This window comes from Ruegeria sp. BHSB056, from assembly GCF_059613305.1.
Genome location: NZ_JBXWSG010000017.1, coordinates 27,919 through 54,883 on the forward strand (window position 1 = coordinate 27,919; position 26,965 = coordinate 54,883).

At 56.2% G+C, this 26,965-nt stretch carries 31 protein-coding genes and 1 tRNA gene; 18 read left to right on the forward strand and 14 right to left on the reverse strand.

Going from position 1 to position 26,965, the window contains the following annotated elements; genetic code table 11:
- Positions 1-40 precede the first annotated feature (40 nt).
- The gene (locus AC2FND_RS06595; RefSeq protein WP_496768674.1) at positions 41-268 is read right to left on the reverse strand and encodes a DUF1127 domain-containing protein; all 228 of its coding nucleotides are present in this window, start codon (positions 266-268) and stop codon (positions 41-43) included.
- A 99-nt stretch (positions 269-367) separates the two neighbouring features.
- Between AC2FND_RS06595 and AC2FND_RS06600 the strand changes: the two genes are divergently transcribed.
- The 3 genes from AC2FND_RS06600 to rpsI all read left to right on the forward strand — a co-directional run bounded on the left by AC2FND_RS06600 (position 368) and on the right by rpsI (position 2,883).
- Positions 368-1,771 carry an aminotransferase-like domain-containing protein gene (locus tag AC2FND_RS06600; protein ID WP_496768676.1) on the forward strand — a complete coding sequence of 468 codons (1,404 nt, stop codon included), beginning with the start codon at positions 368-370 and terminating at the stop codon, positions 1,769-1,771.
- A gap of 161 nt (positions 1,772-1,932) precedes the next feature.
- Entirely contained in the window at positions 1,933-2,391 is a 459-nt protein-coding gene (gene rplM, locus AC2FND_RS06605; RefSeq protein ID WP_209503960.1) for a 50S ribosomal protein L13, read from the forward strand.
- Between the two features lie 6 nt (positions 2,392-2,397).
- Positions 2,398-2,883 carry a 30S ribosomal protein S9 gene (rpsI, locus tag AC2FND_RS06610; RefSeq protein ID WP_209503959.1) on the forward strand — a complete coding sequence of 162 codons (486 nt, stop codon included), beginning with the start codon at positions 2,398-2,400 and terminating at the stop codon, positions 2,881-2,883.
- Between the two features lie 68 nt (positions 2,884-2,951).
- Here rpsI and AC2FND_RS06615 read toward each other — a convergent pair whose 3' ends face one another.
- The 9 genes from AC2FND_RS06615 to AC2FND_RS06655 form a co-directional block, all read right to left on the reverse strand.
- Positions 2,952-4,112: an ABC transporter substrate-binding protein gene (locus tag AC2FND_RS06615; RefSeq protein WP_496768678.1), complete on the reverse strand. Its 1,161-nt coding sequence runs from the start codon at positions 4,110-4,112 to the stop codon at positions 2,952-2,954.
- 25 nt (positions 4,113-4,137) lie between these two features.
- Positions 4,138-6,024 carry an AMP-dependent synthetase/ligase gene (locus AC2FND_RS06620; protein WP_496768680.1) on the reverse strand — a complete coding sequence of 629 codons (1,887 nt, stop codon included), beginning with the start codon at positions 6,022-6,024 and terminating at the stop codon, positions 4,138-4,140.
- Positions 6,025-6,029: 5 nt separating this feature from the next.
- Positions 6,030-6,803 (reverse strand): ABC transporter ATP-binding protein, encoded by a 774-nt coding sequence (locus tag AC2FND_RS06625; protein ID WP_480505203.1) that lies wholly within the window; start codon positions 6,801-6,803, stop codon positions 6,030-6,032.
- On the reverse strand, positions 6,800-7,564 hold the full coding sequence (locus AC2FND_RS06630; RefSeq protein ID WP_496768682.1) for an ABC transporter ATP-binding protein: 765 nt from the start codon (positions 7,562-7,564) through the stop codon (positions 6,800-6,802). Before AC2FND_RS06630 ends, AC2FND_RS06625 begins: the two co-directional genes overlap by 4 nt.
- Complete coding sequence (locus tag AC2FND_RS06635; protein WP_496768684.1) at positions 7,561-8,658, reverse strand: branched-chain amino acid ABC transporter permease; 1,098 nt, start codon at positions 8,656-8,658, stop codon at positions 7,561-7,563. The genes AC2FND_RS06630 and AC2FND_RS06635 overlap by 4 nt, the downstream gene beginning before the upstream one ends.
- Positions 8,659-8,661: 3 nt before the next feature.
- Positions 8,662-9,537 carry a branched-chain amino acid ABC transporter permease gene (locus AC2FND_RS06640; protein WP_480537846.1) on the reverse strand — a complete coding sequence of 292 codons (876 nt, stop codon included), beginning with the start codon at positions 9,535-9,537 and terminating at the stop codon, positions 8,662-8,664.
- Positions 9,538-9,612: 75 nt separating this feature from the next.
- Entirely contained in the window at positions 9,613-10,641 is a 1,029-nt protein-coding gene (locus AC2FND_RS06645; protein WP_496768685.1) for an alcohol dehydrogenase catalytic domain-containing protein, read from the reverse strand.
- 209 nt (positions 10,642-10,850) lie between these two features.
- Positions 10,851-11,405: a hypothetical protein gene (locus AC2FND_RS06650; RefSeq protein ID WP_496768687.1), complete on the reverse strand. Its 555-nt coding sequence runs from the start codon at positions 11,403-11,405 to the stop codon at positions 10,851-10,853.
- 249 nt (positions 11,406-11,654) lie between these two features.
- Positions 11,655-11,744: transfer RNA gene (locus tag AC2FND_RS06655), tRNA-Ser, on the reverse strand.
- A gap of 123 nt (positions 11,745-11,867) precedes the next feature.
- Between AC2FND_RS06655 and AC2FND_RS06660 the strand changes: the two genes are divergently transcribed.
- The 9 genes from AC2FND_RS06660 to AC2FND_RS06700 all read left to right on the forward strand — a co-directional run bounded on the left by AC2FND_RS06660 (position 11,868) and on the right by AC2FND_RS06700 (position 19,325).
- Positions 11,868-12,710, forward strand: a complete 843-nt coding sequence (locus AC2FND_RS06660) for a DUF2059 domain-containing protein (RefSeq protein ID WP_496768689.1) — start codon at positions 11,868-11,870, stop codon at positions 12,708-12,710.
- Positions 12,710-13,513 (forward strand): DUF2059 domain-containing protein, encoded by an 804-nt coding sequence (locus AC2FND_RS06665; RefSeq protein WP_496768691.1) that lies wholly within the window; start codon positions 12,710-12,712, stop codon positions 13,511-13,513. The genes AC2FND_RS06660 and AC2FND_RS06665 overlap by 1 nt, the downstream gene beginning before the upstream one ends.
- Before the next feature lie 220 nt (positions 13,514-13,733).
- Positions 13,734-14,345, forward strand: a complete 612-nt coding sequence (locus AC2FND_RS06670) for a 50S ribosomal protein L21 (RefSeq protein ID WP_496768693.1) — start codon at positions 13,734-13,736, stop codon at positions 14,343-14,345.
- A gap of 11 nt (positions 14,346-14,356) precedes the next feature.
- The gene (gene rpmA, locus AC2FND_RS06675; RefSeq protein WP_050602452.1) at positions 14,357-14,626 is read left to right on the forward strand and encodes a 50S ribosomal protein L27; all 270 of its coding nucleotides are present in this window, start codon (positions 14,357-14,359) and stop codon (positions 14,624-14,626) included.
- A 96-nt stretch (positions 14,627-14,722) separates the two neighbouring features.
- On the forward strand, positions 14,723-15,331 hold the full coding sequence (locus AC2FND_RS06680; protein ID WP_496768695.1) for a LysE family translocator: 609 nt from the start codon (positions 14,723-14,725) through the stop codon (positions 15,329-15,331).
- Positions 15,328-15,864, forward strand: a complete 537-nt coding sequence (locus AC2FND_RS06685) for a GNAT family N-acetyltransferase (RefSeq protein ID WP_480472732.1) — start codon at positions 15,328-15,330, stop codon at positions 15,862-15,864. The genes AC2FND_RS06680 and AC2FND_RS06685 overlap by 4 nt, the downstream gene beginning before the upstream one ends.
- A gap of 37 nt (positions 15,865-15,901) precedes the next feature.
- The gene (obgE, locus tag AC2FND_RS06690; protein ID WP_496768696.1) at positions 15,902-16,936 is read left to right on the forward strand and encodes a GTPase ObgE; all 1,035 of its coding nucleotides are present in this window, start codon (positions 15,902-15,904) and stop codon (positions 16,934-16,936) included.
- Positions 16,924-18,030: a glutamate 5-kinase gene (proB, locus tag AC2FND_RS06695; protein WP_496768698.1), complete on the forward strand. Its 1,107-nt coding sequence runs from the start codon at positions 16,924-16,926 to the stop codon at positions 18,028-18,030. The genes obgE and proB overlap by 13 nt, the downstream gene beginning before the upstream one ends.
- Before the next feature lie 32 nt (positions 18,031-18,062).
- Positions 18,063-19,325: a glutamate-5-semialdehyde dehydrogenase gene (locus tag AC2FND_RS06700; protein WP_496768700.1), complete on the forward strand. Its 1,263-nt coding sequence runs from the start codon at positions 18,063-18,065 to the stop codon at positions 19,323-19,325.
- Here the strand turns inward: AC2FND_RS06700 and AC2FND_RS06705 are convergent.
- Positions 19,322-19,918 (reverse strand): histidine phosphotransferase family protein, encoded by a 597-nt coding sequence (locus AC2FND_RS06705; RefSeq protein WP_496768702.1) that lies wholly within the window; start codon positions 19,916-19,918, stop codon positions 19,322-19,324. The two genes, AC2FND_RS06700 and AC2FND_RS06705, sit on opposite strands and share 4 nt — an antisense overlap.
- Positions 19,919-19,960: 42 nt before the next feature.
- Here AC2FND_RS06705 and AC2FND_RS06710 point away from each other — a divergent pair, with 42 nt between their 5' ends.
- The 5 genes from AC2FND_RS06710 to tsf all read left to right on the forward strand — a co-directional run bounded on the left by AC2FND_RS06710 (position 19,961) and on the right by tsf (position 23,743).
- Positions 19,961-20,143 carry a DUF3553 domain-containing protein gene (locus AC2FND_RS06710; RefSeq protein ID WP_050602459.1) on the forward strand — a complete coding sequence of 61 codons (183 nt, stop codon included), beginning with the start codon at positions 19,961-19,963 and terminating at the stop codon, positions 20,141-20,143.
- Positions 20,144-20,245: 102 nt separating this feature from the next.
- The gene (olsB, locus tag AC2FND_RS06715; RefSeq protein WP_496768704.1) at positions 20,246-21,001 is read left to right on the forward strand and encodes an L-ornithine N(alpha)-acyltransferase; all 756 of its coding nucleotides are present in this window, start codon (positions 20,246-20,248) and stop codon (positions 20,999-21,001) included.
- Entirely contained in the window at positions 20,967-21,842 is an 876-nt protein-coding gene (gene olsA, locus AC2FND_RS06720; protein WP_496768706.1) for a lyso-ornithine lipid O-acyltransferase, read from the forward strand. The genes olsB and olsA overlap by 35 nt, the downstream gene beginning before the upstream one ends.
- A gap of 166 nt (positions 21,843-22,008) precedes the next feature.
- Positions 22,009-22,791 (forward strand): 30S ribosomal protein S2, encoded by a 783-nt coding sequence (gene rpsB, locus AC2FND_RS06725; RefSeq protein WP_496768707.1) that lies wholly within the window; start codon positions 22,009-22,011, stop codon positions 22,789-22,791.
- A 76-nt stretch (positions 22,792-22,867) separates the two neighbouring features.
- Positions 22,868-23,743 (forward strand): translation elongation factor Ts, encoded by an 876-nt coding sequence (gene tsf / locus AC2FND_RS06730; protein ID WP_496768709.1) that lies wholly within the window; start codon positions 22,868-22,870, stop codon positions 23,741-23,743.
- A gap of 354 nt (positions 23,744-24,097) precedes the next feature.
- Here the strand turns inward: tsf and AC2FND_RS06735 are convergent, their stop codons facing one another.
- From AC2FND_RS06735 to AC2FND_RS06745, 3 genes are all read right to left on the reverse strand, one after another.
- Entirely contained in the window at positions 24,098-24,853 is a 756-nt protein-coding gene (locus AC2FND_RS06735; protein ID WP_209503938.1) for an autoinducer binding domain-containing protein, read from the reverse strand.
- Positions 24,850-25,299: a type II 3-dehydroquinate dehydratase gene (aroQ, locus tag AC2FND_RS06740; protein WP_496768711.1), complete on the reverse strand. Its 450-nt coding sequence runs from the start codon at positions 25,297-25,299 to the stop codon at positions 24,850-24,852. The genes AC2FND_RS06735 and aroQ overlap by 4 nt, the downstream gene beginning before the upstream one ends.
- A 123-nt stretch (positions 25,300-25,422) precedes the next feature.
- The gene (locus AC2FND_RS06745; protein WP_496768713.1) at positions 25,423-26,424 is read right to left on the reverse strand and encodes an NADPH:quinone oxidoreductase family protein; all 1,002 of its coding nucleotides are present in this window, start codon (positions 26,422-26,424) and stop codon (positions 25,423-25,425) included.
- A 151-nt stretch (positions 26,425-26,575) separates the two neighbouring features.
- Between AC2FND_RS06745 and AC2FND_RS06750 the strand changes: the two genes are divergently transcribed.
- Positions 26,576-26,965 (forward strand): SDR family NAD(P)-dependent oxidoreductase (locus AC2FND_RS06750; RefSeq protein WP_496768715.1); only part of this gene is annotated, 390 nt, incomplete at its 3' end.

The window sequence follows — 26,965 nt, forward strand, 5'->3', positions numbered from 1 at the left end:
CCGGCCAGGAAGAGGTCCCAATAATGGGACTGGGGATCAGTTAAATCTGCCAAAAATGGCGCTTTACCTCGCTGCGCGCATCATGGCGTGTCAGACCGACATCTCTCAGCAAGCGGTCATCCAGATAACTAAGGTTAATGCGGCTGCGACGACGGCGTTCCCATTGAGTGACCGCCGCCGCAAACCGCACGGCCAGTGCGGCGGCCAGAGGCAGCCGGGGGCTGTCGGTCAGCAGCAGAAGGGCGGGGGTGTGCATTGTGCGTGTCATCTCGGAATTCCTTTCAAATTGTATTGACACAAAATAGCTGTACTTGGTACACATGACTGATACATTCGAAATTGTGTCAAAAGCAAAGGAAGAATTGTAATGGATACAATTTGGCCAGAGGTGCTGCCGAAATCCAAAGGACCGAAATACACTCTAGTCGCAGACACAATTCGAAAAGCCATAGATAACAAATCTTTGGAAGTCGGCGTCAAACTTCCTCCGGTGCGCGAACTGGCGTATCGCCTGCAAATAACACCTGGGACAGTCGCGCGCGCCTATACAATCCTGACAGATGAGGGGTTGTTACAAGCCGAAGTCGGGCGTGGTACATTTGTTGCGCCGCCAAAATCGCCCATTCTTGACGACGTTTGGGCGCGACAACTGCACCTTCGGGACGACAAGTGCAATGCCAATGTAAGCCTGTTCAGCCCAAGGTTGGCAGATATGGGGCAGGTGTCCCTGATCCGTGAATGTCTGAAGAAAGTTTCGCAAGCCGATCCGGGTTTGTTTCTGAATTACCCGACGCGCGATGCGTATCAGCCCGTACGACAGGCGGTTGTGGACTGGTTGTCAGACCTCCCGCTGGGCGCGCTGACCCATGATGATATTGTGTTGACACACGGTGGCCAGAACGGGCTTTGCGTTGTGTTTCAGACGATCCTGCGCGGGCCCAAACCTGTCGTACTGGTCGAGGACCTGTCTTACGCCGGGTTCCGCCGTGCAGGTGAACTGATGCGGGCGGAAGTGGTCGGTGTAAAGATGGACAAATGGGGTGTCGATCCCGCGGCGCTAGAGCATGTTCTGCGCCAGACCACAGCGCAGGCCGTCTGCGTGTCGCCAGAAGTTCAAAATCCAACGGGCGCGCACACACCGTTGGCGCGTCGAAAGGAAATCGTTGAGATTGCCCGGCGCTTTGATTTGCAGATCATTGAAGATGACTGCTATCGCATGGGCGATGCCCGAGAGCCCAGCTTTCGGGCGCTGGCGCCTGAACGGGGATGGCATGTGTCATCAATCTCGAAAATTCTGACACCGGCATTGCGTGTGGGTTTTGCTATCGCCCCCAGAGAAAGAAGTGTGGATCTGCGCCGGTCCGCTGAATACGGATATTTCGGATTGGCCCAACCCTTGGCGGAATTGACCCGCCTTCTGCTGTCCGATCCGCGCACGCGCCAGATTGCCAGGGATGTGCGTACGCGGATGGGGGATTATCTACGCGTTGCTGTCAATACCTTGGGTGGGTTTGATCTGAACTGGGCCCCTGACGTTCCCTTTGTCTGGCTGAACCTTCCGTCTGGCTGGCGGTCGGCTGCATTCAGTCGCGCGGCCGAGCGGGAAGGGATACAACTCCGATCCGCCGACGAGTTCGCGCTGCGCGATGGGCGCGCGCCGAACGCGGTCCGTATCGCCATGAATGGTCATGTGTCGCTTGAACGGTTCGAGGACGCGATGCAGCGCCTGCGTGTTCTATTGGACAATCCGCCAGAACAAATCAGCGTTTGAAGGTGGGGTAAAATAATACCTATTTTGCAAGACTTTGTTTTTATTTATATAAATAAGGAAAGTGCCGCTTGACCTGCGTGCAGGCACCTCATAAAACCCGTCCATCGAATTCGGGCCGCTCCGCTGGGGCGGTCTTTCACATCAAACAGGACTATCCTGCCATGAAAACCTTTTCTGCAACACCTGCAGACATCGACAAGAAATGGATCCTGATCGACGCCGAAGGCGTTGTTCTGGGCCGTCTTGCTTCGATCGTCGCCATGCGCCTGCGTGGCAAGCACAAAGCGTCGTTTACTCCGAACATGGACATGGGCGACAATGTCATCGTGATCAACGCTGACAAAATCCAGATGACTGGTAAGAAGCGCGAAGAAAACTTCTACTGGCACACTGGCCACCCCGGCGGCATCAAGTCGCGCACCAAACAGCAGATTCTGGAAGGTGCACACCCCGAGCGCGTGGTCTTCCAGGCCGTCAAGCGCATGCTGCCAGGCAACCGCCTGTCGCGCCAGCAGATGACCAACCTGCGTATCTATGCCGGTGCCGAGCACCCGCACGAGGCCCAGGCCCCCGAAGTTCTGGACGTCAAGTCCATGAACAAGAAAAACACCCGGAGCTAATGACCGATGGTTGATCAGATCAATACTCTCGAAGAGCTGAGCGCCGTCGCAGGCGTTGAAACCGTGGCCGAAGAAGTCATCGTGCGTGAACCCGTACGTGACGAGCTGGGCCGCTCCTACGCCACTGGCAAACGTAAAGACGCTGTTGCCCGCGTTTGGATCAAGCCGGGTTCCGGCAAAGTCACCGTGAACGGCAAAGATCAGGACGTCTATTTTGCACGCCCTGTTCTGCAGCTGATCCTGCGCCAGCCGTTCCAGGTTGCCGGCGTAGAAGGTGAATTCGACGTTGTTGCAACCGTCAAAGGCGGTGGCCTGACCGGTCAGGCCGGTGCGGTCAAGCACGGCATCTCGAAAGCGCTGCAACTCTATGATCCGAACCTGCGTGGTGCCCTGAAAGCCGCTGGCTTCCTGACCCGCGACAGCCGCGTTGTGGAACGTAAGAAATTCGGTAAGCGCAAAGCCCGCCGTTCGTTCCAGTTCTCGAAGCGTTAATTCGCCGGGAATACCCAAAAGAAAGGGCTCGCACTTGCGAGCCCTTTTGCTTTGCGCTGGTCAGGGATTCATTCTTCGTAAACGAGTTTCCACGCACCGTTATCAACAACGTTGACGAACACAGTATCCGCGCCCTGATGGTCTTCAGGGCCATAGGTGATATGGTTGCCAACCAGATCGTCCTGATAATCCAGCGTTTCCATCGCTGCGATGAAACTGTCCTGCGTCAGATCGGGTCCTGCGGCTTCTAACGCCTTGACCATCATTTCAGCCGCCGAATAACCCAGCATGGCAAATCCGACCGGATCTTCGCCCGTGGCTGCCTTGTACTCCTCGATAAATGCCGCCGGAGCAGGTTGATCCGCACGCGCCCAAAGATCCTGCCACGAAGCCGCCGCGTAGAATCCATCGGTCACGCCACCGGGTACCTGCGCCACGACCGTCAGGAAACTGGCCGAGGTGCCGAGAAATTTCATATCGGTCAGGCCCATTTTCTTAGCGGTGCCCACGACAGTGATCGCCTGCCGCACCCCAAGCGCCATGGTGACGATATCGCAACCCTCTTCCTTGAGCTTGCTCAGCGATCCAACGAAATCCGTCTCATCCGGTTTGTGAGTGGTTTCTGATCCAAAAGTGATCCCGGCTTCTTCGGCTCCGGCCTTGCTGCCTTCTAGAATTTCCTCACCAAAATCTGTCGGCAGGTACATGGTGCAGACCGTCTTTGATCCAAACTCGCCTGCCAGATAGTTCACACCGACACGCGCCTGATCGAAATAGGTCGAGAAAGAGGTGAACTTGTTCCGCATGGGTTCCTGCAACATCTGACGCGCAGCAGTAAGTGGCGCCACGTTGGGAATGCCCTTGGGATCCAACAGCTTGAATCCTGCCATGTTCATCGGCGTTCCAAGCGACTGCAACATGGCAAATACCTTGTCGCGATTGAGCAATTTGTTATAGCCCTGCATGGCTCGCGGCATCTGATAGCCATTGTCTTCGACCACGTAACGAATTTTGCGCCCGTGCACGCCACCAGCCGCATTCACCCGATCAAAGACGACATTTGCACCTTTGGTCGCCGGAACACCCACTGCGGCGAAAATCCCGCTCAGGTCGTTGACAGAACCAATGACAATCTCATCATCGGTCACGCCCTGTGTTTGCGCCCAACCAAGTGTTGCCGTTGCCGTCAGCAATGATGCGACCGCCAGCCTGTTACGTAATTTCTTCATCTCTTTCCTCCCGTTAATCTTTTGGTCAAGTGTACATGTCTTCGATCAGATGCCCGTGTTTCTTTTCCACCAATCCGCGCTTCAGCTTCATCGTGGCTGTAAGCTCGTCGTCTTCAGCGGTCAGCAGGACGTCAATCAGACGGAAATCCTTGACCTGCTCGACCCGCGCAAATTCTGCATTCACAGCGGCAATTTCTGAACTGATCAACTGCCTGATTTCCGGTGCTGCGCATAGCGAGGCAAAATTCGAGAATGGGATTTTATGGCCTTGCGCGTATTTTTCGACATTTTCCTGATCAATCATGATCAGTGCCGTCAGAAATTTGCGCCTGTCCCCGATAATGATTGCGTCCGCGACATAATGACTGAACTTAAGGCGGCTTTCGATCTCGGCTGGGGTGATGTTCTTACCCCCCGCGGTGATAATGATATCCTTCAGGCGGCCCGTGATGGTGACATAGCCATCCGTATCTATTGACCCCATATCCCCCGTACGCAGCCAGCCATCGGCGGTGAAGGTTTCTGCCGTCTTCGCGTTGTTGCGCCAGTATCCTTGAAAAATGTTCAGGCCCTTCAGTTGGATTTCACCATCGTCCGAGATGCGGATGTCGCACCCTTCGACGGCTTTGCCTATGGTTCCGATCTTATTGCTGTCTGTGGTGTTGAGCGTGGCAAGGCCCGAAGTTTCGGTCATCCCGAACCCTTCCACTAACGGCACGCCGATGGACCAGTACCATTTAAGCAGATCGGTCGAGATTGGGGCAGCACCCGTTCCTCCTCGTCGCAGTTTGTCCAAGCCCAGCATTCGGCGAAGGTTTTTCAAAACCAGCTGATCCCAGAACCAGAATCTGGTGGCGACGCCGGTTGGAACAGGTTGGCCGGCACTCAGATATCCGGCACGGCGCGCACCAATTTTCAATGCCAGGCCGAATGCCAGCCGCCCCAAAGGTGTGGCTTCCTGCGTCAGGATCTGGACGTGTGAGTAGATCTTTTCCCAAACCCTTGGCACCGCTGTGAAGGTTGTCGGCGAGACCTCCTGAAGGTTTGCAAATACGGTTTCAGGGCTTTCGGCAAAATTGACAGTGCAGCGGGCCGCCAAAGGAAAATAGACCGAGACATTACGTTCCAGAATGTGACACAGAGGCAGGAAACACAGCTGTTCATCGCCAGGCAGCGCTGGCAGCGCCCGTGCCGCGGATTCGACGGCGGCCAGGATATTTTCATGGCTAAGCATTGCGCCTTTCGGCTGACCGGTTGTGCCCGACGTATAGACCAGCAAGGCAGTGTCCTGCGGTTTGGCCAATGCAATTTCCGCTTCGAAGCGCCCGGGCTCGGCCAGTTCTGCCTTTTGGCCCAAGGCGAACAGCTCGTCGATCATCATGCAGCGCGGATGGTTCAGGTCATGCAATCCTTCGTCCTCAAGGATGATTACCTTGATCAGATCGGGAACCTCGGTCTCAATTCCCAGAAACTTGTCCAGATGTTCTTCATCCTCGACAATCAGAAACCGGCTGCCGCTGTCGTTGATCAGATACTGCAACTGACTGGCGGAATCCGTGGTGTAGACGCCGGAAGCGATACCGCCAACGCCCTGAATACCCATGTCGAGCCAGGCCCATTCCTTGCGATCTTCGGACAGGATTGAGACCACATCGCCACGCTCCAGCCCCAGCTTGCGCAAGGCCAGCCCGATCCATTTGGCATGCTGCCAGTAATCGGCCCAGGAATAGGACTTCCAGATACCCAGGTCTTTTTCGCGATGCGCCGTTCGGCTGCCCAGTTCGGCACATCGGCTTTGGAACAACTCAGCAATTGTGATGCAGCCATCAACACGCACCGGGCGCTGACCTGCCGTTGCGTTGAACTGAACGCCGTTTATCACGACCTGTGGGGGTAGGGGCGTGGCGTCCATCCGTTTTACCTCCACGTCTTTTTCCGCTTCCAGCGGCGGCTTTCGCGCGCGCCTTCTTCTTGTTTTCCAAGATAGAAGCTTTGAATATCCTCGGATCGCAAAAGCGCATCCGCGGCCCCGTCCATGACGATGCGACCCACCTCCATGACATAGCCGTGATGCGCCAGTTCCAGCGCCGCATTGGCATTCTGTTCAACCAGCAACATCGTCATATTCTGTTCTTCGTTCAGACGTTTGAGAATGCCAAAGATCTCTTGCACCAGCAGAGGGGACAGGCCCAAAGACGGCTCATCCAGCAACATGATACGAGGTCTGGCCATCAATCCGCGCCCTATGGCCAGCATCTGTTGCTGCCCACCCGAAAGGGTTCCGGCCTCTTGCGACCGACGGCTTTTCAGAACCGGAAAATAACGAAAAACCAGCTCACGATCCTGTTCGATCTGGTCTTTGTCTTTGCGGGTGTAGGCGCCGAGGCTTAGGTTTTCATCAACCGTTAACAGAGGAAACACTTCGCGCCCTTCCGGGATGTGGACCACCCCGCGCTGGACAACCTTGTGCGGCTCCCAGCCCTGGATGTCACCGCCGTCAAAGGTAATCGTTCCCTTTTCCGGGTCCATCACTCCAGAGATGGTTTTCATCAATGTGGTTTTGCCTGCGCCGTTTGCGCCAAGGATCGACACGATTTTTCCTTCGTGCACATCCAGAGAAACGCCCCGAATGGCCATGATCGGACCGTAGAAACTTTCGATATTGCGAACTTGCAAGATCGGAGCGTTCATGAGGCTTTCCCCAGATATGCCTCGATCACTGCCGGGTGCGATTGCACGTCTGCCGGTGGCCCGAGGGCCAGCTTTGCCCCATCTGCCATGGCCAGGACCCGGTCGGACACGCCTGATACCAATCCCATGTCGTGTTCGACCATCAGCACGGTAATTCCCATTTGCCGCCGGATATCGTCGATCCACCAACGCATATCGGTCGTCTCTTCCACTGACAGTCCCGAGGCCGGTTCATCCAGCAGCAGCAACTTGGGATCGGTCGCCAGGGCGCGTGCAACTTCGACCACTTTGCGCACGCCGTAAGGCAGCCCGGAAATCATCTTGTCGCGATAGGCCTGCAGGTCGAGGAAATCGATGATCTGTTCAACTTTTTCCCGGTTCTCCAGCTCTTGCCGTCGGACCGCAGGGGTGAACAAGAGTTCTGAAATCAGGTTCGTCTTGCGGTGCCGATGCCGTCCAACCAAAAGGTTTTGCAGGACAGTTGCGTGTTCGAAGAGCTCGATGTTCTGGAAGGTCCGCGCCACACCAAAGGCCGCCACGCCTGATGGTTTGGCCTGAAGCAGATCGTGACCATCAAACCGGATCGACCCTGAAAACGGATCGTAAAAGCGCGAGATCAGATTGAAGACCGTCGATTTGCCCGCGCCATTCGGCCCGACTATGGCAAAGACTTCGCCCTGCTGAACCTCGAAGGACAAATTGTCCACGGCCGTCAGACCACCAAATTTCAAGGTAACGTTTTCAAATTCAAGCAAGCTCATCTCAGACGCTCCGTCTTGAGATAGGATTTCTGCCGTTTGAACATGTCCTTGCGATAGAAAGGAAACAGTTCGAACCAGGTGCGGATTTTCAGCCAGCGGCCATAGATGCCCATGGGTTCGAAAAGGATGAAGCCGATCAGGATCATGCCAAAGATGCCGAACTCCAGCCCCGGAATGGCAACGGTGTTTCCGCCGAAGATCGCGCCGACATATTCCTTTGAAATCGATAGAAACTGCGGCAAAAAGCCGATGACAATCGCGCCCAGAAACGCGCCGTGGATCGAGCCCAGCCCGCCGATAACGATCATCATCAGCAATTGGATCGAGATCAGGACGCTGAAGGTTTCATTGTTAAACGCACCGGCAAACAGCCCCATTAACGCGCCGGCCCAACCTGTAACCGCACAGGACAGGGCGAATGAAATCATCTTTGTTCGCGCGATATCGATACCCATCGCCTGCGCCGATACCTCGGAGTCGCGCACGGCGATGAAGCTGCGTCCTAGCGGGGCCCGCAGCAGGTTTATATATCCCAACGTGACCAGAACGGTGACGAACAGAACCAGCCAGTAAAAAAGATCAGGCGTCCCCCAGCGGTCAACCGTAAGGCCAAAGACCGCGACCCCGCCGATATATTTACCCGCGACACCACCAGTGATCGGCTCGGACAGAACGATGATGTCATCCATCAGGATGGAAAGCGCCATCGTAAAGATCGCCAGGTAGATACCGTGAAGCCGCAGGGCAGGGACTGCGACGGTCACGCCCGCGATCCCGGTCAGAATTCCGGCCAGCGGAAACGCGACCAGAAACGGCACGCCTGCCTCAATCAGGGCCACGTTGGCGTAACAGCCAAAGGCCAGAAAGGCCGCATGGCCCAAACTGACTTGCCCTGTATGTCCGGTCAGGATCATCAGACCCAGACCAGCGATGGCCCAGATCAGAACGTTTGTCAGTTCACCCAGATAGAATTCGTCGAGCGCGAAAGGCGCGGCCGCGACGACAAACAGAAGAAGTAGATAAAGGCGCAGCTGGAACCCGTCTTTCCAGGGGCGAATATCCTGCATGTAGTCGGTTTTGAAAACGATCCGCATAGCTCAGACTTTCTTGACCCGGACCTGACTGAACAGCCCGTTTGGTCGGAAGATCAGGACGGCAAGCAGCAAAGCGTATGGCGCGACCTGGCTGTAACCTGCCGCAATGTACCGGCTGGCGAAGGGTTCGATAACACCGACAATCAGCCCTCCGGCCAATGCACCCGGCAAACTGCCGAACCCGCCGATAACGGCGGCGGCAAACGCCTTGATACCCAGCAATCCGGTTGTCGGATCCACAGCACCTTTTGCAGCAAAGAGAATTCCGGCAATTCCCGCAACGCCTCCGGCCAAAGCCCAGACCCATCCTTGAACACGCCTGACGGGAATGCCCATGTAATAAGCTGCCAGCTGGTTTTGCGAGGCGCCCTGCATCGCCAGCCCCAGTTTGGTGCGGCTGAAGAAAACATAGAGCGACCATGTCAGCAGCACCGTGACGATGATTATCGCGACATCTTCCATCCCCAGTACAAGACCGCCCATACGCACTTCTTTGCCCGCAAGCGGGTTTTGCAGCGTTTGCGGCTCGTGCCCCCAGATCAGACCGGCAATGAAACGGATCACAAAGCCCAAAGCAATGGTCAGGATGACAACGGCGGTCTGGCTTTCACCAAACAGGCGGCGAATGATCAGGCGATCCAGAAGATAACCAAGCGCCCCCATGATTCCCAATGAAACAGGCAGAGCGAGCCAGAACGGCAACCCCATATATTCGGTATTTGTCAGGCCGATGGTCACAAATGCGCCCAGCATCATGAAATCGCCCTGCGCAAAGTTCACCGCTTCGGTTGCCTTGTAGATCAATACAAAGCCAAGCGCGATCAGGCCGTAGACACACCCGTTCGCCAGCCCGCTAATCAGCAGCTGCGCATTATCCACACTGTCCTCCCTCCACCGGTTTTCCAGCGTCTTCTTCCGCCCGCGTGTATCCTCCGGCAACGCAGGTGAGTTCTACTATGGGGTGATAATCACCTTTCCGTCACTCTTTTTCAGCGCATCGGCAAGATTCGACACAAGATTTTCGAGTGTAAGGTGTTCGGAAACATCCGTTTTCCAGCGTCCATCGGCAAAGCGGGCCTGAACTTCGGCCACAACCCGCATTTGGTCAGCGGGCGGTGTCGACATCATCCATTGCGTCAGCCAGAAACCTTCGATCCGTTTGCCCATGAAGATCAGCTGGCCGGTCTGAGAAAGCGTTGGCGCTTCGGTCGAAAGTTTGCCGTAGCTGACCCAGCGCGCCCGGTTGGGCATGGCGCAGAACAGTTTTTCGGACAGTTGATCCGTCACCGCATCAAGGAAGACCCGAGGCTTCAGCGTGGTGCTTATCGCGGCAAACTTCTCGACGATTTCAGGGTCGGAAGTCACAAGTACTTCGGCTGCTCCAAGACTTTTCAGCATGTCGACTGTCTCGGCCCGGCGCACCAGCGCGATGGGTTTCAACCCCAGATCACGCCCGAGGCTGCACATCAGTTTTCCCAATTGGCTGGATGCAGCGGATATCACAAATGCATCGCCGTCTTCCCTTGCCATGTCCACCATCGCCATCGCGGTGAGAGGGTTGACGATTTGCGCGGCCCCGTCATCATCTGAAATATCCGGACGCAAGGGAATACACATTTGCATCTGCGTCACGATGTATTCCGCCCAGGCACCGGAACCTGCGGCCACGAAAGCGACACGCTGTCCATTCAGCGCCTCGGCACCTTTTCCGGTTGCAACGACGTCGCCACAGCCTTCGAAACCGGCCGCCGCACCTTTGACGCGCGGCTGGCCGTATTCACCCTTAATGAAGTGGAGGTCGGACGGATTGACCGACGACCCGCGCAGGCGGATCAAAACCTGACCGGGGCCGGGATTGGGAACGGGCAGCTCTGCCGCTTCAAGCCAGTCTGCTGCATCCTCGATAACCGGTCCGGTCGAAGTGGCCGAGTACCCGCCGTGTTTCAGGATGGCAGCTTTCATTGTTTGGGGCAGGTCAGTCATGGGATCATCCTCAAGATGGCTTGTTCAATGCGCACACCCCCTTAAACAGGAGATTGCCAACGGGCGACCCCGGGGTGAGGATGTGTTGTCGGGGCAGCCAATCAAAAGCCACACACTGGGTCAATTCAGAGAAACGATAACGTAAGGGCACGACTGGAAAATTGGCGTGCGGGGTAGGGGCCGGGAACGGGCAACCGGCCCCTTCTTTGTTATTGCTGCGTCAACAGCGCGGTCAGTTCCTGAATCTTCAAGGCGATGGTTTCAGGCGACTCTTTAATGTCATTTACGATCTTGATCGCCTGTTCTTTCAGATCCGTGGCCAATGTGCTGTCCTGAATCGAGGTCATGATACCTTCATAGTCGAAATTGGTGGGGTCCAGCTTGCCTTCCTGAATCCAGGAGCTCAGCAATTCCTGTCCCTGACCCGCCAGCGCCGCCACCTGATCACCGGCTTGCTGTGCTGCCTCGGATGCTTGCTCCGCGACAGACGAAGCTGCCTCACTGGCTTGATCGGCAACCGACGATGCGGCTTCCTGCGCCTGTTCGGTCAAGGATGAAGCTGCCTCGCTGGCCTGTTCTGTTGCGTCTTCAAGCGCGTCAGTCGAAGCTTCCTGAGCGGTTGACGCGGCATCAGCCACTGCATCGCCCGCCTCCTGCGCTGCGGATTGCACTTGTTCAGCCGGAGTTTGTTCGGACTGGTTGAGATAGTAGTAACCACCAACACCGACAGCGGCGATGATGATCAGGATAAGAATACGCGACATGTGTGTCTCCTTTGGAAAATGTGTCGCCGGGATGCGTTAAATGTAGCGGAGATACAAAGGGGAATTCCTGTGAATTCTCAGCAGAATACAGGTTTGGGCCGTGCTACGCTGATTGCACCAGATTTCACGGCAAGAACACGCCGGGTGACCTAGGCCACTACAGTTTCTGACAGCGGACCACTTGCAATTTTGTTGAGAACCCAAATCAGACCGGAAGACGTTTTCTGACAGCCTTCGATATTGGGAATGTGGCGGAGAGACAGGGATTCGAACCCTGGGTGGGCTTGCACCCACAACGGTTTTCGAGACCGCCCCGTTCGACCACTCCGGCACCTCTCCGCGGGGGTCTGTGAGGGGGGGATTTAGTCAGGAACGAACGGGGGCGCAAGCAGAAAATTCCGGAAATCGTGATTGCCGGGATTTTCCGTTGCCTGCCAGCGCAAAACACCTACTCTGAAAGGTATGACACAGTTTGCACGCCGCATCGCCTTTTGGTTTCTCGCCTCGTTTCTGGCACTCGTTCTGGTTCCTCCCGAGCTTTCCGCAGCGAACCGGGATCGGATTGAGGCTTTTCTGATCACAACGGGCTTTGACGTAGCTCTTGAAAGCATCGCCCTGAGTTCACGGTCCGCGCCGCAGATGTTGGGTGTCGACCCCGAGGGGTTCGGTTCGGACTGGTCTCGTTTGACGGACGAGGTTTTTGAAGTCGGTGCAATGCACGACACCGCGGTGTCCATTTTGGAGCAGACCCTAAGCGACGAGGCCCTTTTACACGCGGTGGAGTTTTACGCGTCTGATCTGGGGCAGCGTCTGGTCGAGGCCGAAAATGCCTCACACATGCAAGAAGACGATGACGTCAAGCAATTGGCAGGCCAAAGGATCATCTCTGACCTGATCAAAAGCGGATCGAAACGGGTCGAAAGTTTTAAACGCATGAATTCCGCGATCGATTCCGCAGATACGGCGTTGCGTGCCTTGCAGGAAATTCAGGTGCGCTTCCTGCTGGCGGCCAGCGCATCGGGCGTCATCGAGTTGCAGCTGAACGGAGATGAACTGCGTGAATTGATCAAGCGAAATGAACCGGCAATGCGTCAGTCACTGCAACTTTCTAATCTGGCGGGTGCGGCCTACACCTATCAGGATTTTTCCGACGCTGATGTGGATACTTATGTTGACGCGCTGGAACAGCCGCTGATGCAGGAAGTCTACGAGCTGTTGAACGCCATCCAATATGAGATCATGGCCATGAGGTTCGAGGTTCTGGCCGCGCGGATGGCCGAATTGCATCCGGCACAGGACATTTGATGCAGCGCGCTATTCTGGCATTTGTGGTCGCCTTGTGTTGGGCACTGCCGCTTTATGCCGATGGGAAAGTCGATCGATTGGCAAAAGCCATGCGTCTGACACAGGTGATGGAAATCCTTGTTCACGAGGGGCAGGGCCACCGCGAGACTCTTGACGATACTTTTTTGGACAACAAGGGCGGCGCTTTTTTCGAGTCGCAGGTCAACCGTATCTACGATCCGCTTTGGATGCGGCAACACATGACGAACGCCTTCAAAGATGGTTTATCCGATGTTCAGCTTGATCAGGCCATCTTGTTTTTTGAAAGCGATCTTGGCCAGACCATCGTAACGCTGGAAAACTCGGCGCGGCGCGCGATGTCGGATCAGGCAATCGAAGACATGGCCCTAGAAGCCTACAAATCCGCAGAACGCAGCACCGCTCAGTTTGCTTTGGTCAAGGAGTATATCGAGGCAAATGACCTGATCGAAAAGAATGTTCAGGGGGCATTGACGTATGACTACAGCTTCTTTCAGGGTCTTGATGTTGATGCGCGGACTGACGATCAGGAACTGCTGGCAGAGCTATTGTTGCAGAAAGACAGCCGGGCCGAGGACACCGAGGAGTGGCTTTTCTCGTTTCTTCTTATGGCCTACCGCCCTTTGGACGAGGCTGAGATGCGCGAAAATATCGCGTTTTCCAGAACCGAAACGGGACAGGCCCTGAATGACGCCGTGTTTGACGGCTTTGATCGCATATTCAATGATATTTCTTATCGTCTAGGGCAGGCGGTTGCACAGGCGCTGAGGGCGTCCGATCTTTGACACCGCTTTGGTGTTGACTTTTACCTGCAATCTATGGATAAGCGCGCATCCCGGCCGGTTTTCCGCGCCGGGTATCGTTATTATTTGGCCCGCATGACATTGTCAGGGGCCATTCACACAGCCCGAAAAGGGCGCGCTGTTCGAGGTGGCTTTCAAGTTTCTTGGGGCCAGAACACCCGTAAAGGGGACCACAGAACGCGGGTTAGAAAAGGAAAGACGCATGTTTGCGGTCCTCAAGACTGGCGGCAAGCAGTACAAGGTTCAGGCGGGCGATATCCTCCGCGTTGAAAAACTGGCTGCCGACGCAGGTGAAAAAGTTCAATTCAACGATGTTCTGATGCTGGGCGGTGACGCTCCGGTTGTTGGCGCACCTTTCGTTGCAGGCGCAGGCGTTCAGGCCGAAGTGATCGAACAGATCAAAGGTGACAAGGTCATCAAGTTCGTCAAACGCCGTCGTAAGCACAGCTCGAAGCGTACCGTTGGCCACCGTCAGAAACTGACACTGGTCAAAATCACCGACATTCTGGCGTCGGGCGCCGACAAATCGGGCATCAAAGCTGCAACCGGTTCCGCTCCGGCTGGCGAGGCGGCACCCGCTGCAAAGCCTGCCAAGAAAGCCGAAGCCAAGGCTGAAGCACCCGCTGCTGCCGCTGCTGACGATCTGACCCAACTGAACGGTGTCGGCCCTGCCGCCGCCAAGAAGCTGGTTGAGGCCGGTATCGCGAGCTTTGCCGCTCTGGCCGCCTTGTCGGATGAGCAGATTGCTGCTATCGAAACGGTCAAAGTGAAACCCGAATGGGTTGAGCAAGCCAAAGAATTGGCTAAAGGCTAAGGAGAGAGAGAATGGCACATAAAAAAGCTGGCGGTTCCTCCCGTAACGGTCGCGACTCAGCTGGTCGTCGCCTTGGCGTAAAACTGTATGGTGGCCAGGCCGCTATCGCAGGCAACATCATCGTGCGTCAGCGCGGCACCAAGTTCTGGCCGGGCGAAGGCGTAGGCATTGGCAAAGATCACACCATCTTTGCAACTGTCGATGGCGCCGTGAAGTTCCACAAGGGACTTAAAAACCGCACCTTTATTTCGGTCCTGCCAGTGGCGGAGGCCGCAGAGTAAGCCGAGACCCAGAAGGTTTAAGAAAAATTCATGGGGGACCGGCACAAAGTGCCGGTCCCCTTTCTCGTTTTAACGCAGTCGTGACCGAAAGAACCGATGACAGTCGCAACCACCAGTTTCCTGATCTTTGCCGCCTCTCAGGTCGGTACGCCGGGGCCGGCCAACATGGTCCTGCTGGGAACGGGTGCGCGCTATGGGTTTCGTGCCGCATTACCTTTTGTGGCCGGTGTCGTGCTTGGCAAGCAGCTGATTATCTGGCCCGTAGGCTTTGGCCTGCTGCAACTGGCGGAACAAGTCCCGACAGTCTTTGCGGCGCTGAAATATGCTTCGGCTGCATATATTTTCTGGCTGGCGTGGAAGATCGCGAATTTGCGACTGTCGCGTGAAACTGCGGTCGGTGAAGTTCCGGGATTTTGGGCGGGGTTGATTGTGCATCCGCTGAATCCAAAAGCCTGGGCCATGATTGTTGCGGGTTTTACGGGCTTTGTCGCTGCGGGGACCTCCAGCTTTGACGCCACGCTCACGATCGCTCTTAGTTTGTTGATCTGCCAGATCGTTTTACACCCGATCTGGACTTTTGCTGGGGATAGAATCGCGCATGCGGTTGAAGGTCGCCCGGCGGAAAAATACCTGATGTGGACGTTGGCGGGTCTTACGGTCGCGTCCGTACTGTTCGTGTTGTTCGGAGGAGGAACACACCAATGAAGCTTGAGACAATAATAAATCAGCCGGTCATTGAAACCGAGCGGTTCGACCTGCGCCCCCTGCGCCGGTCGGATATGGGCCTTATCGAGCATTACGCAGGTGATGAGCGCGTGGCGCGGATGACCACCAGTATTGCACATCCACTGGCCCCCGGTTCGATCGAAGCCTTTGTAACCCGTTCGATGGCTGACAACCGGGACGAGGACGTCTGGGTCATGGATGCTACCAAGGACGGTGGTCCGGAACTGATCGGTGTGATTTCGCTGAAGCGGCTGGACCGGAATCAGTCCGAAGTTGGCTATTGGGTCGCGCCGATCTATTGGAACACAGGCATTGCTTCGATGGCTGTGGAAGCGCTTGTTAACGCCAACCCGCTGGAAAACGCGACGATGTTTGCCAGTGTGTTTCAGGATAATCCGGCCTCGGCCCGGGTTCTGACCCATTGCGGGTTCCAGTATCTGGGCGATGCGGAAAGCTATTCGGTGGCGCGCGATGCGAATGTGCCCACCTGGACATACAGTAAAAAACTCTGACTTGTGGCCGATGGGGCCTTTGCAGTAGGGGACACACATGAAATTTCTCGATCTCGCAAAGGTCTACATCCGGTCCGGGGCCGGCGGTAGCGGCTGCGTCAGCTTCAGACGCGAAAAGTTTATCGAATACGGCGGCCCCGATGGCGGGGACGGCGGCAAAGGCGGGTCTGTCTGGGCCGAAGTTGTGGATGGGCTAAACACCCTGATCGACTTCCGCTATCAGCAACACTTCTTCGCCAAAAACGGGCAACCGGGCCGGGGGCAGCAACGCACCGGCAAGGATGGGGACGATATCGTTCTGCGTGTTCCGGTTGGGACTGAAATCCTGGACGAAGACGAAGAAACTGTCATCTGCGACCTGACCGAAGTCGGGCAACGCGTTCTGCTGGCCAAGGGCGGCAATGGCGGCTTTGGCAACCTGCATTTCAAATCTGCCACCAATCAGGCCCCGCGCCGTGCCAATTCGGGGCAGGCAGGGATTGACCGCACAATCTGGTTGCGGCTCAAGCTGATTGCTGATGTGGGTCTTTTGGGTATGCCGAATGCGGGCAAGTCAACCTTTCTGGCGGCCACGTCGAATGCGCGGCCCAAGATTGCCGACTATCCGTTTACCACGCTGCATCCCAATCTGGGCGTTGTCGGCGTGGACAACGTCGAATTTGTTGTGGCCGATATCCCCGGCCTGATCGAAGGTGCTCATGAAGGCCGTGGCATTGGTGACCGTTTTCTGGGCCACGTGGAACGCTGTGCCGTATTGTTGCATCTGGTCGACGGCACCTCAGAGACGGTCGCAGATGATTACCGCACGATCATTCACGAGCTGGAAGCTTATGGCGGGGAACTAGCCGAAAAGCCCCGGATCACTGTTCTGAACAAGATCGACGCGCTGGATGACGAAGAACGCGCCCTTGCCGTCGCAGAGCTTGAGGAGGCCGTGGGCGGCCCCGTCATGACCATGTCCGGTGTGGCACATCTGGGTGTAACCGAAGTTCTGCGGGCGCTGCGCAGCCAGATTGACGACAACCGTGTGCGTCAGAAACCCGCTGAGGAGGCACAGCCTTGGCAACCCTGACCTCGGCACGCCGTCTGGTGGTAAAAATCGGGTCGGCTTTGCTGGTTGATCGCGACACTGGCCTTCTGCGGTCTGACTGGCTGCTGTCGTTGGCGCAGGATGTTTCCTGGCTCAAGGGGCAGGGGAAAGATGTAATCCTTGTTTCGTCTGGTTCGATTGCACTGGGTCGCGGTGTATTGGGCCTGCCGTTGGCGGCACTGCCTTTGGAACAGTCGCAGGCCGCTGCTGCGGTTGGGCAAATCCGGCTTGCACGCGCTTACGAAGAAGCGTTGGCACCCCATGGGATCACCACGGCGCAGGTTCTGGTGACGCTTGAAGACAGCGAAGATCGACGCAGGTATCTGAACTCGCGCGCAACCTTGGAAACTCTGTTGGGATTGGGCGTCGTGCCGATCGTCAATGAAAACGACACGGTCGCAACGGACGAAATCAGGTATGGCGACAATGACCGTCTGGCCGCGCAAATCGCCGTGACAGTAGGGGCCGACCAACTAATTCTGCTGTCGGATGTGGATGGTTTCTATTCCGGTAATCCAAAGGAAGATTCTTCGGCGAAGCGCTTCGAGACAATCGACAGGATCACACCCCAGATTGAAGCCATGGCTGGTGACGCGGGTTCGGGACTGTCCAAAGGCGGGATGAAGACAAAGCTGTTGGCGGCCAAGATGGCAACCGCAGGTGGTTGCGCTATGGCAATTACCGAAGGGTCGGTTCTTAACCCTCTGAAAACGCTCGAAAACGGTGCCAATTCCACATGGTTTACCGCGACATTGGATCCACACGCAGCCCGCAAACGCTGGATTTCGGCGATGAAACCTCGGGGTGAGATTACCGTGGACGAGGGGGCGGCCAAGGCACTGGCCAATGGCAAAAGCCTGCTACCTGCCGGGATTGTGGAAGTGACCGGAGATTTCGGTCGTGGCGATCCTGTCGCCGTCCTTGATCTGGAATCCCGCCGTCTGGCTCAGGGGATCAGCCGGTATACGGCGCAGGAAGCCGATGCGATCAAGGGGCGTAAGTCTTCTGAGATTGAAGCGACGCTGGGCTATCCCGGCCGTGCGGCCCTGATCCACCGGGACGACCTGGCCCTTTAACCTTCAATAAGATGATCTGAAAGGCACGCGATATGAAAGACTTCAACAGCATTCCTGCTCTGATGGAAGATCTTGGGAAACGTGCCAAAGCCGCTTCGCGTGAACTGGCTTTCGCAACAGCTGAACGAAAGCACGCGGCGCTGATTGCAGCCGCCGACGCGGTTTGGGACAACCGGGCACGGATCATCGAAGCCAATCAAAAAGATCTGGAATTCGGCCGCGACAAGGGACTGAGCCCCGCAATGATGGATCGCCTGATGCTGGATGAGGCGCGTGTTCAGGGCATGGTGGACGGGCTGAGAACCGTCGCGGAGCAGGCCGACCCGGTGGGTGAGGTTCTGTCTGAATGGAACATGCCCACGGGCCTTAACATCCAGCGCGTCCGGACACCGTTGGGGGTTATCGGCGTGATCTATGAAAGCCGACCCAACGTTACTGCGGATGCCGGGGCGCTGTGTCTGAAATCGGGCAATGCGGTAATCCTGCGTGGCGGATCCGAAAGCTTTCATTCCTCAGCTGCGATCCATACCTGTCTGATCGAAGGGCTGAAGGCCGCGAATCTACCTGAAGACGCCATTCAACTCGTGCCCACACGCGACCGTGCTGCTGTGCAGGAGTTGCTGACGCTGACCGACTATGTCGACGTCATCGTTCCACGCGGTGGCAAGGGACTGGTGGGCCTTGTACAACGAGAGGCCCGTGTGCCGGTCTTTGCCCATCTCGAAGGCATCGTGCACATTTACATCGACAAGGCTGCTGACCCGCAGAAAACGTTGGAAGTGGTACTGAATGCCAAGACCCGTCGCACCGGCATCTGCGGTGCGGCTGAATGCTTGCTGGTTCATCAGGATATCGCCGAAACCCTTGGGCGCGACGTGGTTGCGGCACTGGTCCATTCAGGCGTCGAGGTTCACGCCGACGGTGTTCTCGCTGGAGAGGGTACGGTTGATGCTACGGCGGATGACTGGGGAAAAGAGTTCCTCGACAGCGTGATCGCGGCGAAGCCTGTTGCCGATATCGACGCGGCGATTGCCCATATTCAACAACACGGCTCGAACCACACCGATTGCATAATGACCGAGGATGACGCGGCAGCGGCCCGTTTCTTTGAGCGTCTCGACAGCGCAATCCTGATGCACAATGCCTCGACCCAGTTTGCGGATGGCGGCGAGTTCGGTATGGGGGCCGAAATCGGAATCGCGACGGGTAAGATGCACGCGCGCGGGCCGGTCGGCGCCGCACAATTAACCAGTTTCAAATATCTCGTGCGCGGGAACGGAACGATCCGGGCTTAAAACCGAAGTGACACGCGGGTTGCCGAAGTTTCAACGGCAACCCGCCGACCCATCGCAGCCGCCGTTTCAGGCAGCAACGCGAATTGAACGTGCGCGGGCGTGATCTTGGTGGGAAACCGACCTGTCACGACGTTCTTCCAAAGATCACCATCAACATTCAACTTGTCTGCAACCCCGGTCACTATCCAATTGTTGCCCTGATTTACGATCTCGACCGCGCCGCCAAGTGGCATGGCACTTTCGCAGCACATAAGCGCCAGAAAGGCCAGTTTGACCTGATTACGCGGCACAGGCCCGGACAGGTTCCAGTTGACCTGTATTCGCCCGGCACGCTCGATATCTTTCAACAATTCGGTTACTTCGGTCCGACCAAGCGGCTGATCACTGGCCGAGCCAAAGGCAACGCGGAAAAAGCGAATACGTGCCCCGGCACTTCCGACACTGCCCGAAATCAACTCCATCTCGGGGCCCTGTACGGCGCCCACCATATCCAACAGCTCAAGCCCGTTGGTGATCGCCCCGATCGGGCTGATCAGATCATGGCAAATCCGCGAACCGATCAATTCGGCCAGGTTGACGTTGCTCTCGCCCATGCGTACCTCCGACTGTATCTGCCGCACGTCCCGGAGGCCCCTATGACAGACATGAATGCTATACTTGCACCGGGCATGTTTGTCCGCCACCCGGATTTTCCCGAATGGGGTGTCGGACAGGTTCAGTCCAACATTGCAGGCAAGATCACCGTCAACTTTCGTGAGCAGGGAAAAGTGGTGATCGACGGAACGCGCATCGCCCTGATGCCGGTCTTTGATCCGTGAAAGTGGTTTAGGAAAGGTTAACAACGCTGCCCAAAGCGGGGCTTGTTGCCTTTGGCTAAAAAACTGCGCTATCAGCAGCCAAAAGAACACGGATCACCCCATATGCCGGATACTGGCCCTTCTTTCACCGTAAAACTGGCCGAGACCGAAGCCGACCTGCAAGCAGCTCAACGCCTGCGTTATGACGTCTTCGTGCGCGAGTTGGGGGGCGGTGGAGAGATGGTCGATCATGATGCGGGCCTCGAGAAAGACCGTTTCGACCCGTATTTCGATCATATGTTGGCTTATGATGATCACACCGGCGAAATTATTGGCGTCTACAGGATGTTACCGGGCGAACGTGCCGCGGAACTGGGGCAATTCTATTCCGAAGATGAATACGACCTGACCGTTCTCAAGAACAGTGGGCGCAAACTGTTAGAGTTGGGACGGTCGTGCCTGCACCCCGACTACCGTGGGGGTACGGCAATGTATCACCTATGGAACGGTTTAGCCGCTTATGTCGCCGCGCGTGAAATTGAGGTGCTTTTCGGCGTTGCGAGTTTTCACGGAACAGACGTGGCCACATTGGCGCAGCCCTTATCCATGCTTCACCACAACCATCTGGCACCGCCCGAGTTGCGGGTGCGGGCGCAGCCGAAAGTGTTTCAGAGCATGGACCTTGTAGCGCCTGAGGCTTTGGATCGACGCTCTGCCATGGTGCAGGTGCCCGCGCTGATCAAAGCCTATCTGCGGCTTGGCGGATTCGTGGGCGAGGGCGCCTTTATCGACCACAGCTTCAACACAACGGATGTTTGCCTGATCCTCGACACGACGCGCATGAATGAACGGCAGCGTCGAATTTATGGCGGGGCGTGACGCAGTGAACGACCCGCTCTGGAATAGTGAAGACGCGCCCGATCCGATCGAGCTGGGCGTTATTGGATGGGTTCTGGTCATTCTGCGCGGAGTCCCGCTGGCGGCCCTTGTCTTTGGTGGCCTGATCATCCTTCTGGCTGTTCGCCTGATCGAGTATCCGTTTTTCGGTGTCCGGCGACCTGTCACGCCGTTCATCACGCAGTTTGTCTGTCGAAACGCGTTTCGAATTCTTGGTATCGGGTACTGCACATCAGGCGCGCTGATGAAAGAGAGGGGCGCGGTGGTCGCAAACCACACGTCCTGGCTGGATATTTTCGCCCTGAACGCGCGCAAGCGGGTCTATTTTGTCTCCAAGGCAGAAGTTGCCAAATGGCCCGGTATCGGCTGGCTGGCCCGTGCGACCGGAACCCTGTTCATCGAACGGGATCGCAAAAAAGCCAAGGAACAAACCAAGCTGTTTGAAACCCGCCTGAAGGTGGGTCATAAACTATTGTTTTTCCCCGAAGGCACTTCAACAGATGGACTTCGCATTTTACCCTTCAAAACAACGCTTTTCGCCGCGTTCTTTGCAGATGAATTACGTGATTTCATGTATATCCAACCCGTTTCCGTGGTGTTTCACGCGCCCAAAGGCCAGCCAAAACGCTTTTATGGCTGGTGGGGCGATATGGAGTTCGGGCCGCATTTGCTGAAGACCCTAGGCGCACGTCGGCAGGGAAGTGTTGAACTGATCTATCATGCGCCTGCACGGGTCAGTGACTTTGAAAATCGCAAGGCTCTGGCCGCCCATTGTGAAGACGCTGTCAGGCATGCGCACGCATTGGCGCAGCTTGAAAAATAAGGCCGATTGGCCCTTGCGCATCGCGCAAACCTGCCTTATACGCGCGCCATTAAAACCCGCAGGCGGGGTTTGGCCTTTTTGAGGGAGACATCCTCATCAAGACCGCCGGTTGGAGCATCCGCTTCTTTCACCCCCGCCCAGGCGTAAACCGGAAAAGGAAAATAGCATGGCTCTTCCCGAGTTCTCCATGCGTCAGCTGCTGGAAGCTGGCGTTCACTTTGGTCACCAGACACAGCGTTGGAACCCCCGCATGGGACCGTTTATCTACGGCTCGCGCAATGGCATCCACATCATGGACCTGACCCAGACCGTTCCGATGCTGGATCAGGCTCTGCAGGCTGTTCGTGACACCGTTGCAAAGGGTGGCCGCATTCTGTTTGTTGGCACCAAGCGCCAGGCCGCTGGCCCGATTGCTGAAGCGGCTGAAAAGTCGGCTCAGTACTACATGAACCACCGCTGGCTGGGCGGCACGCTGACCAACTGGAAAACCGTTTCCCAGTCGATCAACCGTCTGAACCAGATCGACGAAGCCATGGAATCGGGCGCAGAAGGCCTGACCAAGAAAGAGCGTCTGGGCATGGAACGTGACCAGGGCAAACTTCAGGCGTCGCTGGGTGGTATCCGCGAAATGGGCGGCGTTCCGGACCTGCTGTTCGTCATCGACGTTAAGAAAGAAGCATTGGCCATCGCAGAAGCCAACAAACTGGGTATCCCGGTTGTGGCTGTTGTCGACACCAACTGCTCGCCCGATGGCGTTGACTACATCATCCCCGGCAACGACGACGCAGCTCGCGCAATCGCTCTGTACTGCGATCTGGCCGCACGCGCCGCTCTGGACGGTATGACCGCGCAGATGGGTGCAGCAGGCGTAGACCTGGGCGCATTCGAAGAAGCTCCGGTTGAAGAAGCTCTTGCGGAAGAAGCCGCAGAAGCCCCTGCCGAAGCGTAAGCTGCCCGTCACGTAAATGACATATGGGGCAGGGTAGACCTGCCCCAATTCCGTTTGAATTGAGGAGAGCCAAAAGATGGCAATCACAGCAGCAATGGTTAAAGAACTGCGCGACTCGACCGGCGCAGGCATGATGGACGCAAAAAAAGCGCTGACTGAAACCGGCGGCAACATGGACGACGCCGTTGACTGGCTGCGCACCAAAGGCCTGGCCAAAGCAGCCAAGAAATCGGGCCGTACCGCAGCAGAAGGTCTGGTTGCTGTTCACGTCAGCGGTGGCAACGGTGTTGCTGTCGAAGTGAACTCGGAAACCGATTTCGTTGCGAAGAACGCTGAGTTTCAGGAAATGGTCGGCAAGATTGCGAACGCTGCTGAAGGTGTGGACAACATCGAAGCACTGCTGGCTGCTGATCTGGGCGGAAAAAGCGTTGCCGACACCCTGACCGACAAGATCGCCACAATTGGCGAAAACATGTCGGTGCGCCGCATGGCCAAGCTGTCCGGCGAAACTGTTGTGTCTTATGTGCACAACGCTGCGACCAATGGCATGGGCAAAATCGGTGTGCTGGTCGCTCTGTCGGGTGGTGATGAGGCTATCGGCAAGCAGGTTGCGATGCACATCGCAGCTGTGAACCCGGCCGCCCTGTCTGAGGCCGACATGGACCCGGCAATTGTCGAGAAGGAAAAGCAGGTTCAGATGGACATCGCCCGCGAATCCGGCAAGCCGGAGCAGGTGATCGAAAAGATGATCGAAGGTCGCATGAAGAAATTCGTCGCCGAATCGACATTGCTGAGCCAGCAATTCGTTGTGAACCCTGATCTGACCGTTGAAGCCGCTGCTAAAGAAGCAGGCGCAACCATCACCGGCTTTGTTCGCCTGGAAGTTGGCGAAGGCATCGTTGTGGAAAAAGAAGACTTCGCTGCCGAAGTCGCAAAAGCTGCTCAGGGCTAAAGAAAGGCTCCGACAGGGGCCTTGCTGAACAAAGTGAAAGGGTTACGCGTCGCGTAGCCCTTTTTTGTTGGTGGCACATCTTAGAATTAGCGAAGAAGTGAAGGATTGGAGGGCCCCGCATGATGGGGATGGTCGAGGCCCCCCAAAATTCCGACACAGGTACGCGGACGAATAGGCGCCCCCTTGTCAGAGTGATTGGAGAGCTTTGAAATTGCAAAGATCCAATCGAATGTTCCCTGGCTAAAGCCACCACTCACGGAACACTCTCACTTTGCAACTTTTAAGTTAGATTTGAAAAGTAGTGATTTCCTTACCTAGGGTAAACTGACGCTGGATAGCGTCAGAAAAACACTCCTAAACTTCCATAATGAACATTTGATTATGCAAAGACGCTTTTAACACAGCCTGTGCTGTCGTTTCGACCGACAACGCCTCACGGGCGAGTCGAAGATGCTTTTCAACGGTTGCCGCTGTCAGGCCCATCAGCAGGGCAATGTCCTGCGTGGTTTTGCCGTCACCGACCCATTGCAATGCCTCGCGCTGACGCTTTGTCAGGGCCCGGTTCGGTGGGTTGAAAGGCAAGGTCAGGATCTTCAGATGCGCAACGTTGTTCATCAAAAGAATGTCTTCGCCATGCTCGTGCCAGATCGCGTCAATGTCTTCCTGGCTCATCCCTTCCTTGGCGGACAGGGAAATCGCCCCTTTAGACCTCACCGAGACCGAGTTGAAGCTGATGGTGTAACCAGAAACGACACCCATGGACTTGTTGAACTCGAAAACCTCGCGCTCTTTGTCGGTCATCGACCCTCGAGAATGCATGTCCAGCAACATTTTCCAACTGGCGGCGCCTTCATTGTCCAGCGCCCATTTCAACATGGGGGCGTGAAAATACAAACCGTCCTTGATGAAACCATCCACATAGGCACGGTTATGGTTGGTCAGAATGACAAAGTCCTCTGGATCACCCAATGAGGTTGCCGTCCTGTATTGCGTGTGGCCGTAGATAAGACGATCGAACCCGAACTCCGCCATCTGTCGGCAATGCGCATCCCACAGGTCTTCCAGAGTCTTGGCATAGCTGACAAACCGCAGATAATCCCTGAGGGTCATGCCGTGTCACCTGCTTTCAGATGGGCGGCAAGCGCGTCCAGAGCAAAAACATAGCCTTGGGCGCCAAAGCCACAGATCTGCCCCAGAGCAACAGGCGCGACATAGGATTTGTGCCGGAATGCTTCCCTTGCATGGATGTTGGACAGGTGAACCTCTACAACCGGCAGGTCAACTGACGCGATGGCATCCATCAGCGCAACCGACGTGTGTGTGAACGCCCCCGCATTGATCACAAGGCCATCCTGCACACCGCGTGCGCCGTGGATCGCATCAATTAACACACCCTCATGGTTGGATTGCAGATGCGAGACTTCAAGGCCAATGGACGCGCCATGGCGCAGGCAATCCTCCTCGATCATCCTCAAAGTGGTGCTGCCGTAAACCTCGGGCTGACGTGTGCCAAGCAGGTTGAGGTTTGGGCCATTCAATACCAAAACGTTGTGCATGTCTTCACGATCCCCATGAATGGTACATAGACGCCTAAAGGTTGGGTTGTCTACCTGACTTTTCCGGATCGAGTACAGCCTAAAAACCGAAGTGCGAAGCGGTCCGCCGTTTTATTCCCGGCCTCAACTTTCCTCCATGGTGACAACGATTTTTCCCAGAACGGATCGTCGCGACAATTGTTCAAGCGCCTCGTGCGCGCGGGCTAGCGGGAACCGGGCGCTAATTCGCGGTCTTATTTTCCCGGCTGTATTTAGATCGAACAGATTCTTGACGTTGTCAGCATGGCCGATTGGGTCGCGGAAAACTGACGCGCCCCAAAACACACCAACGATCTGGCATCCTTTCAAAAGAGCCAGATTCAAGGGAATCCGCGGAATGCCCGCTGGGAAACCGACGACAAGATAACGGCCTTTCCAGGCCATGCTGCGCAGGGACGGTTCGGCCAGCGTACCGCCAACAGCGTCGTAGACGACGTCTATGCCGTCAGGACCTGCAAGTTTCTTAACTTCGGCTGAGAAGGCTTTTTGCGCATCCTTGTCCATGTCGCGCGGGTAAATCACCACGTCATCGGCACCAATCTGGCTACAGAATTCGGCCTTTTCAGGTGATGAAACGGCTGCGATCACGCTGGCACCCATGGCTTTGCCCAGTTCAATGGCGGCTGACCCCACACCTCCGGCGGCACCAAGTACCAACAGGGTTTCACCGGGTTGAATCTCCGCCCGATCTTTCAACGCGTGGTAGGACGTGCCGTAGGTGAAAATGAAACAGGCGGCATCTTCATAGGGCATCGCATCAGGAATTCGGATCGCAGTGTCCGCATTGAGTGTGAAGTGGGTCGAAAACCCACCATGTCCGGTTATGGCTAAAACACGGTCGCCAGGTTTAAATCCACTGACGCCTTCGCCCAAAGCCAGAACTTCACCCGCGATCTCACCGCCCGGAGCAAAAGGCCGTGACGGCTTCATCTGGTACAGATCGCGGATAATCAACGTGTCCGGAAAATTCACGCCCGCAGCTTTCACACCGATCAAAAGCTGACCTTTGCCCGGCTTAGGGTCGGGTAGGGTCGTAAGTTCCAGGGTTTCGGGTCCGCCCGGTGCGACGCTGAGTAATGCTTGCATACCGCCTCTGTTCTGCCTGTACTTTGTGTCGAGGAAGTTTTGGTGCAGCATGGTTTTTTGTCAACGCTACGTTCCAACGCCTGCCGCAACGGCAAGAAGAACGCAATTTGTATCAGGATGAACTGGTGACAAAGAAACTGAGGAGTACAGAATGACCCCCGACACCCTCTTTTCGCTTCACGGCAAAACCGCATTGGTAACAGGTGGAGCGACAGGTATTGGCCGCATGGCAGCCGAGGCGCTGGTACGGGCGGGTGCGCGCGTGCTCATTGCCTCAAGAAAAGGAGACGCCTGTGCCGAGGTCGCTGCAGAACTGAATGCGCTGGACGCGCCGGGCAGCGCCGAAGGCTTTGCCGGTGACATTGGCAGCGCAGCCGGTATAGGCAAGCTGGTCTCTGACATTCAGGAGCGTACGGACAAACTGGACATCCTGATGAACAACTCGGGGGTGTCCTGGGGTGCCCCTATGGGGCAGTTTCCCTACGATGCATGGGAAAAGGTCATGTCTGTCAACGTGACAGGGATATTCGAACTGACCCAG